This window comes from Streptomyces sp. NPDC001339, from assembly GCF_042895955.1.
Taxonomy (GTDB): Bacteria; Actinomycetota; Actinomycetes; order Streptomycetales; family Streptomycetaceae; genus Streptomyces.
The window spans coordinates 1123387-1138495 of the sequence record NZ_JBIAWT010000001.1 but is presented as its reverse complement, the minus strand read 5'-3'; the positions used below and the strand labels follow the sequence as shown (position 1 = coordinate 1138495).

Here is a 15109-nt window from a genome sequence, read left to right as displayed (position 1 = left end):
GCGACCCGACCCGACTCGACTCGACATCTCCACGGCGTGTCGATTCTGTGTGTGTCACGCGCCCGACGTGCATCAGTCCGTTGAACGTCTTGCGCCCGCGCGTACCTACCTCCCTTTGAGCCCCGGGCACCGGCACAATCGTTCTGCTGCCAGTGGCAATGGAATGGAGAGGAGGCGGACGTTGTGGTTCACGCGAATCGTTCGATCGGTGCCGACGTGGGAGGGACAGGCATCGGCGGAGGGGCGGGGTTCAGTAGTTCCGGCGCCTGGCTGCGCGCGCTGCTGGCTCGCCATGCGCTGCTCCCGCTCCGTGCCTTTCTGGGCGTCACCTTCCTCTACGCGGGCGTGGACAAACTGACAGATCCGGCGTTCCTGGCGGACGGCGGTGCGGGTTCACTGGGGGAGACACTGCGGCAGGTCCACGACACCGCGGCGCTCCCGCTGCTGGTGGACCTCGGCCAGAAGAGCCCGGTGGGCTTCGGCTACGCCATCGCCGTGGGTGAGATGGCGGTGGGCCTGGGGGTCCTCCTCGGCTTGTTGGGCCGGCTCGCGGCATTCGGCGGTGCACTGATCTCCCTCTCCTTCTGGCTCACCGTGAGCTGGGCGACCACGCCCTACTACTACGGCAACGACCTCGTCTATCTGATGGCCTGGCTCCCCCTGTTGCTGGCCGGCACCCCGAGATTCTCCGTGGACGCGGCCATGGCGAATCGCCGTAAGCGGCACGGGACGAAACTGTTCGGTTAGGCCCTGTGCCGGGCGTCGCGGGGCAGGCGGGACTTCCGACACAGACCCTCACAGATCGTCACGCCCTCAGACCGTCACGCCCTCACAGGCCGCCACGCTGGCGCTCGTACAGGCCCTCACAGACGGGCCGCTGACGTCCTGAGCTGAGCCCTGTCCAGGGGAGAGCGGACGAGCTGTCGCCCGGGGTGGGCGTCATGCGGTCTCGGGCCGCTGGGATATGGGCGGTTCGTCGGCGTCCTGGGCGCGGTGGCGGCGGACCGTGGCCCAGAGCGCGGCGGTGATGCCGGAGAGGACGAGGCCGGCGGGGATGACGAGGAAGAGCCAGGGGCCGGGGGCGTGCCAGATGCCGAGGGCGTCCAGGCCGTAGGCGGTGCCGACGGTGAGGGCGGTGAGGCCGGAGATCAGGCGGGCCGGCTCGAAGGGATGGCGCTTCACTGTGGGGCTCCCTGGCGGGTCGGGGCGGTCGGCGGGGTGGACGGCGGCGTGGACGAAGGGGTGGGCGAGGGGGTGGGCGACGGGACGGGGGCCGGGACGGCGCGTTCGATGCTCACCTGGCCGGCGCCGACATGGAGATCGAGGTCCAGGGTTCCGCGCGGCTTCTCGCCCTTCTTGAGGCCGTCGGCGGGCAGGGTGACGGTCTCGTCCCGGCCCCCGGTTGTGAGATCGACGTTGTCGGGCGACTCACCGGGCAGCTGGATGTCGCCGAAGCCGAGGGAGATGTGGAGGCGGGCCGTGACGCCTCGGGGGAGCGTCACCCAGAGGCGGCCGGCGCCGACCGATGCCCCGGTATGGAGCGTGCGGCCGTTGGTGAGGGGCAGTTCACTGAGGTCCAGCCGCCCCTCGCCGGAGCCGAGTTCGTAGTGCGGCTGGACGGCGGCGAGGCTGGTCGGAGCCCAGGTGTGCCGCTGCCAGTTGGCGGTGAGGTTCTCGGGGAGCACCGTGGCACCCGCCAGCAGCGCGGCGGTCAGCACGACCATGAAGACCGTGCCGCCGCCCGTACGGCCGAACCAGGCACTGAGGACGAGTCCGAGGCCGAAGACGACCAGTGCGGCCGCCAGCCCGGCCTGGAGGGACGACGCGAGGGCGTCGTGCCCGGAGACGGCGACGGCCGTACCGGCGCCGATGAGCAGCGCGAGGAGGAACGTCCAGCCGCCGAGGGGACGCCCGCCGCGGCGACGGCTGGGCGGGGCGCCGACGGGGCGCGCACCGTGCGGCGGCACACCTGGCGGGCGTTCCGGCCCGGTGTGCCGCCAGCCGTGCGGAGGGCCCGGGGCGGCGGCCGGCGCGGCGCCGTGCTCGAACCGGTAGGTGATGTCGAGGGGGAGAGAGGTGGTATCGGGGCCCCAGAGGTAGGCCCGGCCGGCCGTTTCCCTGGAGTGCGGGCCGCGCCACCAGGAGGGGCTCACGGGCGCCGGGGGCGCCTTGGTCTCCGGCGGGGCGTCGGCGACCGCCTGGGCGGTGGCGGCGTCCATCGCATCCGGTCCCTGGGCCTTCGCCTCCCTGCGCCGGTGCGACCAGTACGCGGAACCGGCCACCGCCAGCCCCAGCATGATGGCGAAGGACATCATGCTGCCCTTGCCGAGCGTCGTCAGGAACAGCCCGCAGCCGACCAGCGCGAAGAGCAGCGCCGTCAGCGCCGATCCCTCGACCCGGCCGGAGAGCAGCCTGCGGCCCTCGTTCTCGTCCTCGCCGTCCAGGGGGATGAGCAGCCAGGCGAAACCGTAGACGATCAGGCCGATGCCGCCGACGGCGAGCACGGCGAGCACGATCCGGAAGATCACCGGGTCGAGATCCCACTGTCGGCCCAGCCCGCCGCACACCCCGCCCAGGACCTTGTTCCGCCGGCTGCGGCGCAGCGGTGCATGCGGCGGGGCGGAGCCGGCGGGGCCGGAGGGCGCCGACTCGTCGACGGAGGCTGCTTCGTTCATGAAGCCATGGTGACAAGGCCGGCTTCGTCACGGCATCCGTGGAAACCCTGGCCGAACCCTGAGATCCGCCGCCGGCACCCCGAGACGCCCCAGGGCCCAGGGGGCCCAGGGGTCCCGAATCCCTCGCAGGTACGCATATGCCCCGCGGCCACCCTCCTGCGGCCGGACAACATGGCGGACGCGCGGCGGGCAGAGGCCTGTCCGCGGCCGCCGTTGACTATCGTTGCGCCCGGGATGAGTACGGGTTTCCGGAGGGGCGTGCGGTGACGGAGGCGGCGTCGGTGGACGAGGGACGACTGGTCGCCGGGCGATATCGCCTGATCGAGCGGATAGGCCAGGGCGGTATGGGTACCGTCTGGCGGGCACGGGACGAACTCCTCGGCCGCCAGGTCGCGGTCAAGCGTCTCCATGTCTCACCGCAGCTGGACGCGGACGAACTGGCGACCCGCCATGAGCGCACCACCCGGGAAGCGCAGGCCGCGGCCCGCATCAACCATCCCAATGTGGTGGGCGTGCACGATGTCGTGGACGACGCCGGGCTGCCGTGCATCGTCATGGAGTACGTCCCCTCCACGACGCTCGGCGACGCCATCAAGGAGGCCGCCCGGGCCGGCAGTTCGGTCCCCCCGCGCGAGGCAGCCCGGATCGGCCGCGGCATGGTCGCCGCGCTGCGTGCCGCACACGCCGCCGGTGTGCTGCACCGTGACGTCAAACCCGGCAATGTCCTGCTGAGCGACGACGGCCGGGTCGTGCTCACCGATTTCGGTATCGCCGTTGCCACCGGCGCTTCCACGCTCACCAAGACCGGCGAGCTGGTCGGCTCCATCGACTACTTGGCGCCCGAGCGCGTCAAGGGCGGTACTCCGGGGCCCGCCTCCGACCTGTGGGCGCTGGGCGCGACGCTCTATCAGGCGGTCGAAGGACGGCCCCCCTTCCGGAAGAACACCGCGGTCGAGACGGCGTACGCGATCGCCATGGACCCGCTGGAGCCGCCGCGCAACGGTGGACCACTGACCCCGCTGATCGAGGCGCTGCTCGCCAAGGAACCCGGGGACCGGCCGACGGCCGACATCGTCGAGCGGGCGCTGCGGGTGGCCGAGACCGACGCGGACACGGCCCGGATCGTCCAGCCGCCCCTGGCACGGGGGACCGTGGACCCCGGTGGCCCGGAGGCGGCGGACGAGCACACGGAGGCGCCTACCCGCCCGGTGTCCCACAGGGGCGGAGCCGGAGACGTATCGGGCGATGCCGGGGGGCGCACGGGCACCGGTACGGACACTGTTGGTAAGGGCACCGCCGGTACGGGCAGCGGTACAGGGACCGGTGCCGCGACCGGCCGACTGGCCGTCCCGGATGGCGCGTCCGGCGGGCGGCCCGTCGACGGCCGTACGGACGGGCTCCCGGCCGGCCCGGCACCCCGTAGGCGGCGCGCCGCCCGGGCGGTGGCCTGGGGCGTCGTGGGGGTGCTGGCCGTCGGCGGTGGCGCGGGCACCGCCTGGTACCTGCTGCACCGCGACGATGACTCCGGCACGTCCCAGGAGACCGGCGACGAGGGCGCCCCGGCTCCGGTCCTCCCCAGCCCCCCGGACAGCAGCATCGGACCGCCGCCACCCCTTCCCGACGGCTACCGACAGGTCACCGAATCCGCGCTTGGCGTCAGTTTCCCCGTCCCCAACGGCTGGACGCGAAAGGTCGAGGACGGCGGCCGGCAAATCGTCTACGCCTCCAAGACCGACTACGCGCAGCTCACCCTGAGCGTCCTGGACTTCTCCTCGGCGGATCAGGTGCAGCACTTCAAGGACGTCGAGGTCTCCTTCAAGCACAAGTACCCCGTCTATTCCCGGCTGCGTATGCAGGACACCGTCTTCCAGGGCGACCCCGCGGCGATCTGGGAGTTCACCTTCGGGGGCCGGGCCCGCATGTACCGGGGCATCGATCTCGGGTTCGGGCGGGAGGGCGGCAAGGAGTACGCGATCTACGTGTCCGCTCCGTCTGCCGACTGGACCACCTACAAGAAGGTCTTCTCGAACGTGAAGGACGGCTTCCGCAGGGCCGACCCGAAGAGCTGACGCGGACCGGTGGGCCGACCTCGACCGCTGAGCCGACGCCGACCGCTGAGCCGACGCCGTCCGATGAGCCGACTCAGCCCGCAGAGCTGACAGGGCTGACCCGCCGCTCCGCCGCCCGTCCCTGAGCCGCTCGGCGGAAACGTCAGGGGCGGGCTCAGGGACGACCCTGATGCCGCCGACCCCCGCAGCGTGTGACGATCGGGGACATGACCACCGCACCGCCCCGCGCCGAGACCGCCTACGGTCCGGCACCGGATCCCGACGAGCCGCCCGTGCGCAAGCTCTACCGCAGCGCCGAAGGGCGGCTGCTCGGCGGTGTCGCACGGGGGCTCGCCGGGCACCTCGGCCTGCCGGTCTCCTGGGTGCGGATCGTCTTCGTGGCCCTCTTCATGGCCGACGGCCTGGGCGCCCTCCTCTACGCGGCGTTCTGGTTCTTCGTCCCGCTGGGCGTCGGCGGAGTGGAGCATCGCCCGCCCGCCCCGGCCCTCGGGCAGCGGCGCCTGCTGCGGCACAAACCCGACAAGGGCCAGGTCGTCGCCCTGATCGCGCTCCTGATCGGTGCCTCCGTCATCGCCTCGCGGTTCCAGCTCGGCCGGGCCGACGGCTATCTCTGGCCGGTGCTGCTGATCGGCGCCGGTGTAGCCCTGGTATGGCGCCAGGCGGACAACTCCCGCCGCGCCCAATGGCTGGAGATCGGCCGCCGCAAGGCCCTGCTGCCCGTGCTGCGCGGTGCGGCCGGGGTACTGCTGGTCGGTGTCGGTGTGACCGGCATCGTTGTGCTCCAGGGCTCGGTGCGGAACCTCGGCTCGGTGCTACAGGCCTCGCTCGCCGTGATCGTCGGTGTCGCGCTGCTCGCCGGCCCCTACCTCGTGCGGATGATGCAGGACCTCTCCGAGGAGCGGCTGATGCGCATCCGCGCCCAGGAACGCGCCGAGGTGGCCGCCCATGTCCATGACTCCGTGCTGCACACCCTCACCCTGATTCAGCGCAACGCCGACGACCCCCGCGAGGTGGCGCGCCTGGCCCGGGCCCAGGAGCGCGAGCTCCGCGCCTGGCTCTACAAACCAGAGGGCCGAGGCAAGGAGGAGGACGAGGAGCCGTCCACTCTGGCAGAGGCGGTCCGCCGGTCCGCCGCCGAGGTCGAGGACGATCACGGCGTCCCGATCGAGGTGGTGATCGTCGGCGACTGCCCGTTGGACGAGGCGCTGGGCGCCCAGATGCAGGCCGCACGCGAGGCGATGGTCAATGCCGCCAAGTACGGTGGCGAGGGCGGCCCGGTGCAGGTGTTCGCCGAGGTCGAGGGCCGTACGGTCTTTGTCTCGGTGCGCGACCGGGGCCCCGGATTCGACCTGGACTCGGTCCCCGCCGACCGCATGGGCGTACGGGAATCCATCATCGGCCGGATGGAACGCAACGGCGGCACGGCCCGGCTGCGCTCCGCACCCGACGGCGGCACGGTCGTCGAGCTGGAGATGGAGCGCGAGGCGACGGAGAGCGACCCATGACGGGGTGGGGCCGATGACCGGCTGGGGCCGGCGGCGGCCATCGGCGGAGCCGCCCGTGACACGGGATGATGACGGAGCAGACACCGAAGGACGGACGGAAGACACATGAACACCGAGGACGCACAGCAGCACGAGCCCGGCGACGAGGCGGCGGAGAGCCGGACGGTACGGGTCGTGCTGGTCGACGACCACCGGATGTTCCGTACGGGCGTCCAGGCCGAGATCGGTGAGACCGGCCGCACCGGTATCGAGGTGGTCGGCGAGGCCGCCGACGTCGACCAGGCGGTCACGGTCATCACCGCCACCCGCCCCGAGGTCGTCCTCCTGGATGTCCACCTCCCCGGTGGTGGCGGCGTCGAGGTGCTGCGCCGCAGCGAGGCGATGATGACCGACCCCGACCGCCCGGTCCGCTTCCTCGGGCTCTCCGTCTCCGACGCGGCCGAGGACGTCATCGGCGTGATCCGTGGCGGTGCGCGGGGCTATGTCACCAAGACGATCACCGGCACGGACCTGGTCAACGCGATCTTCCGGGTCGCCGACGGCGACGCGGTCTTCTCCCCGCGGCTCGCCGGCTTCGTCCTGGACGCCTTCGCCGGGACGGACATCCCGCCGGTCGACGAGGACCTGGACAGCCTCACCCAGCGTGAGCGCGAGGTCCTGCGGCTGATCGCCCGCGGCTATGCCTACAAGGAGGTAGCCAAGCAGCTGTTCATCTCGGTGAAGACCGTCGAATCACATGTGTCGGCGGTACTCAGAAAGCTCCAGCTCTCCAACCGCAACGAGCTGACGCGCTGGGCAGCCGCCCGCCGCCTGGTCTGACCGCCGTATTGGTGTTCTGACCTGGGAGGACCGGGAGCCCGGCAGAGCCGGCCGGGAGCGGGCCGGGAGCCGGATGAGAGCCGGGTGAAAGCCGGACGAGAGAAGGGACGAGAGACAGACCGAGGAGGTGACGTTGGCCACGACGACGTAAAGAAGAGCAAAGACGGGCAACCAAGAGCCGCGCGGATGTCCTCTAAGGGCGCGGAGAGGCTCACTGCCGGAGGGCGGGGCCCGAACCACCCCCCACGTCCTTCGCATAGCTGTCCTGGAAGCGAGTTCCCGATGAGCCTGACGGGCACCCCTTTCTTCCTCACCGCGGTCGCCCTGCTGATCGTCGCCGTCGTCCTGCCGCTCGCGCTGTGGACCCGAATATCCGGGCCCGCTGTGGTGCGCGGCCTCGCCCGGCTGCTCATGCTGCTGTTCGCCCAGGTCACGGCCATCACCCTGGTCTTTGTCCTGGTCAACAACGCCAACAACCTCTACGACACGTGGGGTGATCTGCTCGGCACCAACAGCCATGTCGCGGCGGCCAAGGACCTCGGGCCGGACGGCATGGGCGGCAAGCAGGTCGAGGATGAGCCCAAACAGATCCAGCAGTTCCGGCCGGCGGATGACCCGCGGATGGGCCAGGGCGTGCAGATGACCGATCTCCAGGGCCGTATCTCGGGCGTGACGGGCGAGGTCTACGTCTGGGTTCCGCCCCAGTACAACGACCCCGCCTACAAGGACAAGAAGTTCCCGGTGGTCGAGCTGCTCCCCGGCTACCCCGGCTCGGCGAAGGCCTGGTTCGGGTCGCTGCACGTGACCGAGCAGCTCAAACCGCTGATGCAGCGCGGTCAGGTCAAGCCGTTCATTCTGGTGGCGCCTCGCACGAACATCATCAACGGTGCCGACACCGGGTGCGTCAACCTCCCGGGCAAGGTCAACGCCGACAGTTGGCTGACCGTCGACGTACGCAAGATGATCACTGACAACTTCCGCGTCGGCGACACCCCGGACTCCTGGGCCCTGGCCGGCTACTCGGCCGGTGCGCACTGTGCCAGCAAGCTCGTCCTCGCCCACCCGGACCGCTACCGCGCCGCGGTCGCCATGTCCGGCTACAACAACCCGGCCCTCGAACCGGACTCGCTCGCCGGCAAGGACCCCAAGCTGCGCGTCGAGTCCAACCCGCTGAACATCCTGAAGTCGGCCAACGCGGCCGGCAAGCCGCCTCGTACGGCGCTGTACGTGTCCGGCGCGGCGGCTGACGGCTACCAGGCCGGCATCGGCCTCCGCCAGATCGCCAAGCCGCCGACGTCGATCAACGTCCAGCTGATCCCGGCGAGCGCGGGCGGCCACACCACGGCGGTCTGGCGGCAGCAGATCCCCGAGATCTTCCGCTGGCTGGGGCATCAGCTCAAGCCGTGAGCGACGGGCCGGCCGTCCCGTAGGGGGCGTTCGAACGGATCCCTTAGGGGGCGCGAGCACCCCTTGCGGTCCTCAGCGAACCGGGGACGGGAGATATTCCCGCAGTAGGCGCCCCGCCCCCGCGAGGCGCGTCCGGCCCCTGCGAGACGCGTCCGGCTCTGTCAGGTGTGCCTGGCCCCGGGCGGTGCGTCCGGCTCCGCGAGGTCAGACCCCGCGAGGCGTGTCCGGCCCCGTGTGGTGCGTCGGAGCCCGCCGGTCGGGGCCGGTTACGCCGGGCGGGTGGCGCCGGCGAAGGGCATCTGGTCGATGGGGGCGATGCGTACCGGGGCGCCCGGGTGCGGGGCGTGGATCATCTTGCCGTCGCCGATGTAGAGGCCGACGTGGCTGACGCCGGAGTAGAAGAACACCAGGTCGCCCGGGGCGAGTTGGGAACGGTTGATGCGGGGTCCGGAGTTGATCTGGGTGTAGGTGGTGCGGGGGAGGGCGACACCGCTGGATTTCCAGGCGGCCTGGGTCAGTCCCGAGCAGTCGTACGCGGAGGGGCCGGTGGCGCCCCAGACGTACGGTTTGCCGAGCGCCGCATAGGCGAAGGAAACGGCCTGTGCGGCACGGGAGTTGGGGGCCTGTGTGACGGCCCCGGCCGCCGCGGTGGCCGTCGAGCCGGCGGGGATGCCGCCGAGGAGGCCGTCCCCGTGCCCCGTCCGCCGGTCCTCGTGGCCGGTGTCCGACGCGTCCTCGGCGGGGCCCTGGCTCGCCATCAGCCGCCGCTGCTCCGCGGTCAGCCGGCTCAGCAACTGCTCGGCGGCGTCCAGCTTCCGTACGACGGTGACCCGGTGTCTCTTCAGCCTGGTCTCGGCGGCCGCCAGCCGCCGCGTGGTGTCCTCGGCCTGCCGGCGGACCTGCCGTACGCTGCCGAGCCGACGCGCGTAACCGGCCACCGCGGCCGCCTGATGGCTGCCCGCCCGCTCCAGCACCGCGGCGCCGTCCAGATAGCGCTGCGGATCGGCGGAGAGCAGTAGTTGCACGGCCGGGGCGACGCCGCCGGAGCGGTAGCGGGATGCCGCCATGGCGCCCAGCTCGGCGCGGGCGGCGTTCAGTTTCCGGGACCGGCGGGCGGCCTCGTCCTGCAGTCTGCTCAGCTCCTCGCGTGCCGTGTCGGCGGCTTCCTTCGCGCCGTTGTAGTTCTGTGTGGCCACCTCTGCCTCCTGGTACAGCGCGTCGATCCGGTCCTTGACCTGGGCGGGAGTGGGCTGGGGAGCGGCCTGGCCGGTGCCGTCGAGCGCGGTGGCGGTGGCGGCGCCGGCGAGGGCCAGCGTGGCGGCCAGGCGGACGGCGCGCGAGCTGCGCGGGCCGAGGCCGAAGAGCGCGGCAAGCGGATGCTGCCTTGGCTTGCGGTGCGAGGCCACGGTGGCCGTCACTTCCTTCCCTTGCGGGCCGTGGATCCGGCGGCGGTCCGTCACGAGGGAGCGGACCGCCGCCGGATCTCCCGGCGGGGCGGCCGACGGACGCCGGTGCGGAGTCCGGCGATGGTGGTGAGCCGGCCGCCTGGAGGAGGACGCTAGACCGGGCTGTCGTGGGAATGAGCCCGCTTGCCCGGGATTGTTCGGTTTCGACCGCCGCCGACATGCGGCTGACCGCGGCGTCATGGCCGTACGGCCGGGACCGGTCTGCCGTGACCGAAGCGACGATTGTGCACGCCCTGCCGGAAGTGCCGTGCTATACGGCGGATACGATCCAGCACTATGGACGTAGTGATCAATGTCTTCGTCGCCCTGCACATCATCGGTATCGCCTCCCTGCTGGGCGGCTTTCTGACCCAGATGAAGGCGATGGGCGCGGGCACCGCGCGCTTTGTCCCAGCGATGCTGCACGGCGCGCTGACGATGCTGGTGACCGGCATCGTGCTGGTCGGCCTCCACCAGGCCCAGGACCACCACGTCAACAACATCAAGATCGGCGTGAAGATGGCCGTCCTGGTGGTGATCCTGGCGCTGGTCTACGTCAAGCGGGACGAGGAGAAGGTCGCCAAGCCGCTCTTCGGCGCGGTGGGCGCGCTCACGGTCGCCAACATCTTCATCGCTCTGCTCTGGACGTGATGTCTTCGCGCGCGGCTCAGGTGTCTTCGCGCGCAGCCCGGGCGGCTTCGCAGGCGGCCCGGGCGTCTTCGCGAAGGGCTCAGGCCGGGCGGACGTTCCCGTAGACCGGCATGTAGTAGATCGACTCCTCCCGGACGCTGGCGCCTGGCTTCGGCGCGTGGATCATCTTCCCGCCGCCTATGTACATGCCGACATGGCTGATGTCGTTGTAGAAGAAGACCAGGTCACCGGGCTGGAGGTCGTTGGTCGCCACCCGCTCGCCGACCTTGACCTGGTCCCAGGTCGTCCGCGGCAGCTCGACCCCGGCCGCCTTCCACGCCGCCTGGGTCAGGCCCGAGCAGTCGTAGGAGTTGGGGCCGGTCGCGCCCCAGACGTACGGCTTGCCCATCTGGGAGCGGGCGAAGGCAAGGGCCTTTTCGGCCTTGGTGGAGTACGCGTCCCCGGTGGAGCCGCCACCGCCGGTGCCGCCACCGGGCCGGCCGCCGTCCGTACCGCCACCGGACTGGTCGCCGGAGTGGCCGTCATCCGTCCTGCCGCCGTCCTGCTGCCGTTCGCGCTCCCGCTCCCGCTGCCGTTCGCGCTCCTGCTGGCGGCGCGCCTCCTCCTCGGCCTTGCGCTGGGCCTCCGCCTCCTTCCGGCGCTCCAGCTCCGCCAGCCGCGCCTTCTCCTGGGCCGTCAGCCGGGACAGCAGCTGCCGGGCCTCGGCCAGCTTCTGCTGGACGGACCGCTTGGACGCCTTGAGCGACTCCTGTGACGCCTGCAGCCGCTCCAGGCCGCGGGTGGCCTCGGCCCGCTGGCGCGCCGCCGCAGCCGCCTGCCCCTGGTAGTCGGCGACGGCCTGCTGCTGCCGGGTGGTCAGCCGCTCCATCAGGTGGGTGCGGTCGAAGAACTGCTGCGGGTCCTCGGCGAGCATCAGCCGCGCCGTCGGGTTCACGCCACCGCCGCGGTACTGCGCCGACGCGAAGGTGCCCAGTTCACGCCGCGCGTCGTTCATCTTCTGCGCGCGGTGGGCGGCGGCGTCGAGCAGGTCGTTGACGGTCTCCTGCTGGTGGTCGGCGCTCTCCTTCGCCGCGTTGTACTTCTGGGTGGCCACCTCGGCCTGGCGGTAGAGGCTGTCGACCTTCTGCTGGACCTCTTCGAGCTGTTCGGCCCCTTCGAGGGTGGGCCGGGGCGCGCTGGGTGCCGCCTGGGCGGACTGTGCGAGCAGGGTCACCGAGGCGAGCGCGGCGGTGGTGAGCCCGACGGCCGTACGGCGGCTTCCGGGCGAGGTGAGAACGCTGGTGCGAGGCTTGCGGTGGGACGCCACGACCGGCGGCTCCTTCCGTGTGCCGCCTACCGGGTTAGCTGAAGGGTTCGGGCTGACGGAAGGGCGGCCCTACGGTCCGGGCGTCCGCTGTGAGCGGCGGTCGCGGGATCGATTCACCCCGGTGGTGCGTGTGGGGCCCCGGCTCCGGCCGGGACCCGGGGTTCGGATCTTCCGGCGCGTCTGGACTCGGCGGAGGCGGCCCGTGCCGGTGCTGTCACCGACGGCGTGCGGGCTGCCCGAGCCAGGACGTTAGCCAACTGGTGTGGCTTCTGGGAAGGCTGGTGTTCGATATGCCCGAAACCTTTTCGTGACCTCAGTGACGACGGGCCACTACGGCCCACTACGGCCACTACGCCCACTACGACTGCTACGGCCACTACGGCCCACTACGGACGGCGTTCGCCGGTACACAGACCGGGTTCATCCGGCCCGCCGGCCACACTTGTCCACACTCCCCAGCGCGCTGTCAGTGCCGCGGCCTAGACTCGGTGGGCGATGAGCAGCCTCTTTGACGACAGCTTCCTGGCGGACCTCGCCCACAAGGGCGAGGACGAGCCCCCGCCGCCTCCCGAGGACGAGCACGAGCCGGCCTCGGAGGAGATCCCTGCCGACCTCTTCGGCGGGCAGTTCGACGTGCCCGCCTCGAGAGACGCGTACTACCGCGACGGCGCCGCCCGCCCGGCCATCGACCCCGCGGCGCTGCTCGAGGGGCTCAACGACCAGCAGAAGGCCGCCGTGGTGCACTCGGGCAGCCCGCTGCTGATCGTCGCCGGCGCCGGCTCCGGCAAGACCCGGGTGCTCACCCACCGCATCGCCCATCTCCTCGCCGAGCGCCATGTCCACCCCGGCCAGATCCTCGCGATCACGTTCACCAACAAGGCCGCCGGTGAGATGAAGGAGCGCGTCGAAGAGCTGGTCGGCCCGCGCGCCAACGCCATGTGGGTCTCGACGTTCCACAGCGCCTGCGTCCGCATCCTGCGCCGGGAGAGCAAGAAGCTGGGCTTCACGTCCTCCTTCTCGATCTACGACGCCGCGGACTCCAAGCGCCTGATGGCCCTGGTCTGCCGCGATCTGGATCTCGATCCCAAGCGCTTCCCGCCCAAGTCCTTCAGCGCGAAGATCTCCAACCTCAAGAACGAGCTCATCGACGAGGAGACCTTCGCCGGAACGGCCGCCGACGGTTTCGAGAAGACGCTGGCCGAGGCGTACGCGATGTACCAGGCGCGGCTGCGCGAGGCCAACGCCCTGGACTTCGACGACATCATCATGACGACGGTGCATCTGCTCCAGGCCTTCCCCGATGTCGCCGAGCACTACCGCCGCCGCTTCCGCCATGTCCTCGTCGACGAGTACCAGGACACCAACCACGCGCAGTACACGCTCGTACGCGAACTGGTCGGCCCGGGCACCGCCGACATCCCCGCCGCCGAGCTGTGCGTCGTCGGTGACGCCGACCAGTCGATCTACGCCTTCCGCGGCGCGACCATCCGCAACATCCTCCAGTTCGAGGAGGATTACCCCGAGGCGACGACGATCCTGCTGGAGCAGAACTACCGCTCCTCGCAGACGATCCTGTCCGCCGCCAACGCGGTCATCGAACGCAACGAGAACCGCCGGCCCAAGAACCTCTGGACGGACGCCGGCGCCGGCCCCAAGATCACCGGCTATGTCGCCGACACCGAGCACGACGAGGCCCAGTTCGTCGCCGACGAGATCGACCGGCTGACGGACGCAGGCGACGCCAAGGCCGGCGACGTCGCCGTCTTCTACCGCACCAACGCCCAGTCCCGGGTCTTCGAAGAGATCTTCATCCGGGTCGGGCTGCCCTACAAGGTCGTCGGCGGCGTGCGCTTCTACGAGCGCAAGGAGGTCCGCGACGTCCTCGCGTATCTGCGGGTGCTCGCCAACCCCGAGGACAGCGTCCCGCTGCGCCGCATCCTGAACGTCCCCAAGCGGGGCATCGGTGAACGCGCCGAGGCCATGATCGACGCGCTCTCCTCCCGCGAGAAGATCACCTTCCCGCAGGCGCTGAGCCGGGTCGACGAGGCGTACGGCATGGCCGCCCGGTCCGCCAACGCCGTCAAGCGCTTCAACGTCCTCATGGAGGAGCTGCGGACGGTCGTCGAGTCCGGCGCCGGACCCGCCACGATCCTGGAGGCCGTCCTGGAGCGTACGGGCTACCTCGCCGAGCTCCAGGCCTCCACCGACCCGCAGGACGAGACCCGGATCGAGAACCTTCAGGAACTCGCCGCCGTGGCCCTGGAGTTCGAGCAGGAGCGGGGCGAGGCTGCGACATCAGGGGATGCCGCCCCGGGGCCCGGCACTCTCGCCGAGTTCCTGGAGCAGGTCGCGCTGGTCGCCGACTCCGATCAGATCCCCGACGAGGACGAGGAAGGCGCGGGCGTCATCACGCTGATGACCCTGCACACCGCCAAGGGCCTGGAATTCCCGGTCGTCTTCCTGACCGGCATGGAGGACGGCGTCTTCCCGCATATGCGCGCACTGGGCCAGACCAAGGAACTGGAGGAGGAGCGCCGGCTGGCCTATGTCGGCATCACTCGCGCCCGTGAGCGGCTCTATGTCACCCGCTCGACGATGCGCAGCGCCTGGGGCCAGCCCTCGTACAACCCGCCCTCCCGGTTCCTCGAGGAGATCCCGGACGACTACGTGGAGTGGAAGCGTACGGGCCCGGCGACGCCTTCCGCCTCGATGGGCGGTCTGTCCTCGCGGGGCGGCGGTGGTGGTGGAGGCTTCGGCGGGGGCATCGGCTCCACGCTGTCGTCGTCCTCGGCCCGCTCGAAGGGGCCCAGCGGCTTCGCCACCCGCCGTGCCAAGGACCGTCAGGTGGTCTCGCTGGCCGTCGGTGATCGCGTCACCCATGACAGCTTCGGGCTCGGCACTGTCGTCGGCGTCAAAGGCAGCGGCGACAACGCCGAGGCGACCATCGACTTCGGCGGCGAGAAGCCCAAACGTCTCCTGCTGCGCTACGCCCCGGTGGAGAAGCTCTAGTCCACCGTCTCCTCGGCCCCGGGCGCTCCGGCACCCGGGCGCCGCGGCCTCGGATATCGCGGTCTCGGATATCGCGTTCTTCTCGGCCCCGGGTGCCACGGTCTCCTCGCATGCCATGGTCTCCTCGCGTGCCGCGTGCCGCGTGCCGCGTGCCGCGTGCCGCGTGCCGCGTGCCGCGTGCCGCGTGCCGCGTGCCGCGTGCCGCGTGCCGCGTGCCGCGTGC

At 71.2% G+C, this 15109-nt stretch carries 11 protein-coding genes and 1 riboswitch; of the genes, 7 read left to right on the top strand and 4 right to left on the bottom strand.

What is annotated here, in order from left to right:
* Positions 1 to 183 precede the first annotated feature (183 nt).
* Entirely contained in the window at positions 184 to 747 is a 564-nt protein-coding gene (locus tag ACFY12_RS04855) for a TQO small subunit DoxD (RefSeq protein WP_390714260.1), read from the top strand.
* Positions 748 to 939: 192 nt separating this feature from the next.
* On the opposite strand, the gene ACFY12_RS04850 is transcribed toward ACFY12_RS04855, so the two are convergent.
* Both ACFY12_RS04850 and ACFY12_RS04845 read right to left on the bottom strand, forming a co-directional pair.
* A complete protein-coding gene (locus ACFY12_RS04850) occupies positions 940 to 1182 on the bottom strand; it encodes a hypothetical protein (protein ID WP_390714259.1) in 243 nt (80 codons plus the stop codon).
* The gene (locus ACFY12_RS04845; protein ID WP_390714258.1) at positions 1179 to 2675 is read right to left on the bottom strand and encodes a PspC domain-containing protein; all 1497 of its coding nucleotides are present in this window, start codon (positions 2673 to 2675) and stop codon (positions 1179 to 1181) included. The genes ACFY12_RS04850 and ACFY12_RS04845 overlap by 4 nt, the downstream gene beginning before the upstream one ends.
* A gap of 344 nt (positions 2676 to 3019) precedes the next feature.
* On the opposite strand from ACFY12_RS04845, the gene ACFY12_RS04840 reads away from it, so the two are divergent.
* From ACFY12_RS04840 to ACFY12_RS04825, 4 genes are all read left to right on the top strand, one after another.
* Positions 3020 to 4744: a serine/threonine-protein kinase gene (locus ACFY12_RS04840; RefSeq protein WP_390714380.1), complete on the top strand. Its 1725-nt coding sequence runs from the start codon at positions 3020 to 3022 to the stop codon at positions 4742 to 4744.
* A gap of 206 nt (positions 4745 to 4950) precedes the next feature.
* The gene (locus tag ACFY12_RS04835; RefSeq protein ID WP_390714257.1) at positions 4951 to 6249 is read left to right on the top strand and encodes a PspC domain-containing protein; all 1299 of its coding nucleotides are present in this window, start codon (positions 4951 to 4953) and stop codon (positions 6247 to 6249) included.
* Between the two features lie 105 nt (positions 6250 to 6354).
* Positions 6355 to 7068 (top strand): LuxR C-terminal-related transcriptional regulator, encoded by a 714-nt coding sequence (locus ACFY12_RS04830; protein ID WP_390714256.1) that lies wholly within the window; start codon positions 6355 to 6357, stop codon positions 7066 to 7068.
* A 282-nt stretch (positions 7069 to 7350) separates the two neighbouring features.
* Positions 7351 to 8475, top strand: coding sequence for an alpha/beta hydrolase (locus ACFY12_RS04825; protein ID WP_390714255.1), 1125 nt, complete (start codon positions 7351 to 7353; stop codon positions 8473 to 8475).
* A gap of 266 nt (positions 8476 to 8741) precedes the next feature.
* On the opposite strand, the gene ACFY12_RS04820 is transcribed toward ACFY12_RS04825, so the two are convergent.
* A complete protein-coding gene (locus ACFY12_RS04820) occupies positions 8742 to 9893 on the bottom strand; it encodes an NlpC/P60 family protein (RefSeq protein ID WP_390714254.1) in 1152 nt (383 codons plus the stop codon).
* Between the two features lie 324 nt (positions 9894 to 10217).
* On the opposite strand from ACFY12_RS04820, the gene ACFY12_RS04815 reads away from it, so the two are divergent.
* The gene (locus tag ACFY12_RS04815) at positions 10218 to 10571 is read left to right on the top strand and encodes a hypothetical protein (RefSeq protein WP_390714253.1); all 354 of its coding nucleotides are present in this window, start codon (positions 10218 to 10220) and stop codon (positions 10569 to 10571) included.
* A gap of 79 nt (positions 10572 to 10650) precedes the next feature.
* On the opposite strand, the gene ACFY12_RS04810 is transcribed toward ACFY12_RS04815, so the two are convergent.
* Positions 10651 to 11877: an NlpC/P60 family protein gene (locus tag ACFY12_RS04810; protein ID WP_390714252.1), complete on the bottom strand. Its 1227-nt coding sequence runs from the start codon at positions 11875 to 11877 to the stop codon at positions 10651 to 10653.
* Positions 11878 to 11885: 8 nt separating this feature from the next.
* Positions 11886 to 12048: riboswitch (cyclic di-AMP (ydaO/yuaA leader) on the bottom strand.
* Between the two features lie 564 nt (positions 12049 to 12612).
* Between ACFY12_RS04810 and pcrA the strand changes: the two genes are divergently transcribed.
* A complete protein-coding gene (gene pcrA / locus ACFY12_RS04805) occupies positions 12613 to 14886 on the top strand; it encodes a DNA helicase PcrA (RefSeq protein ID WP_390714251.1) in 2274 nt (757 codons plus the stop codon).
* Positions 14887 to 15109: the final 223 nt, after the last annotated feature.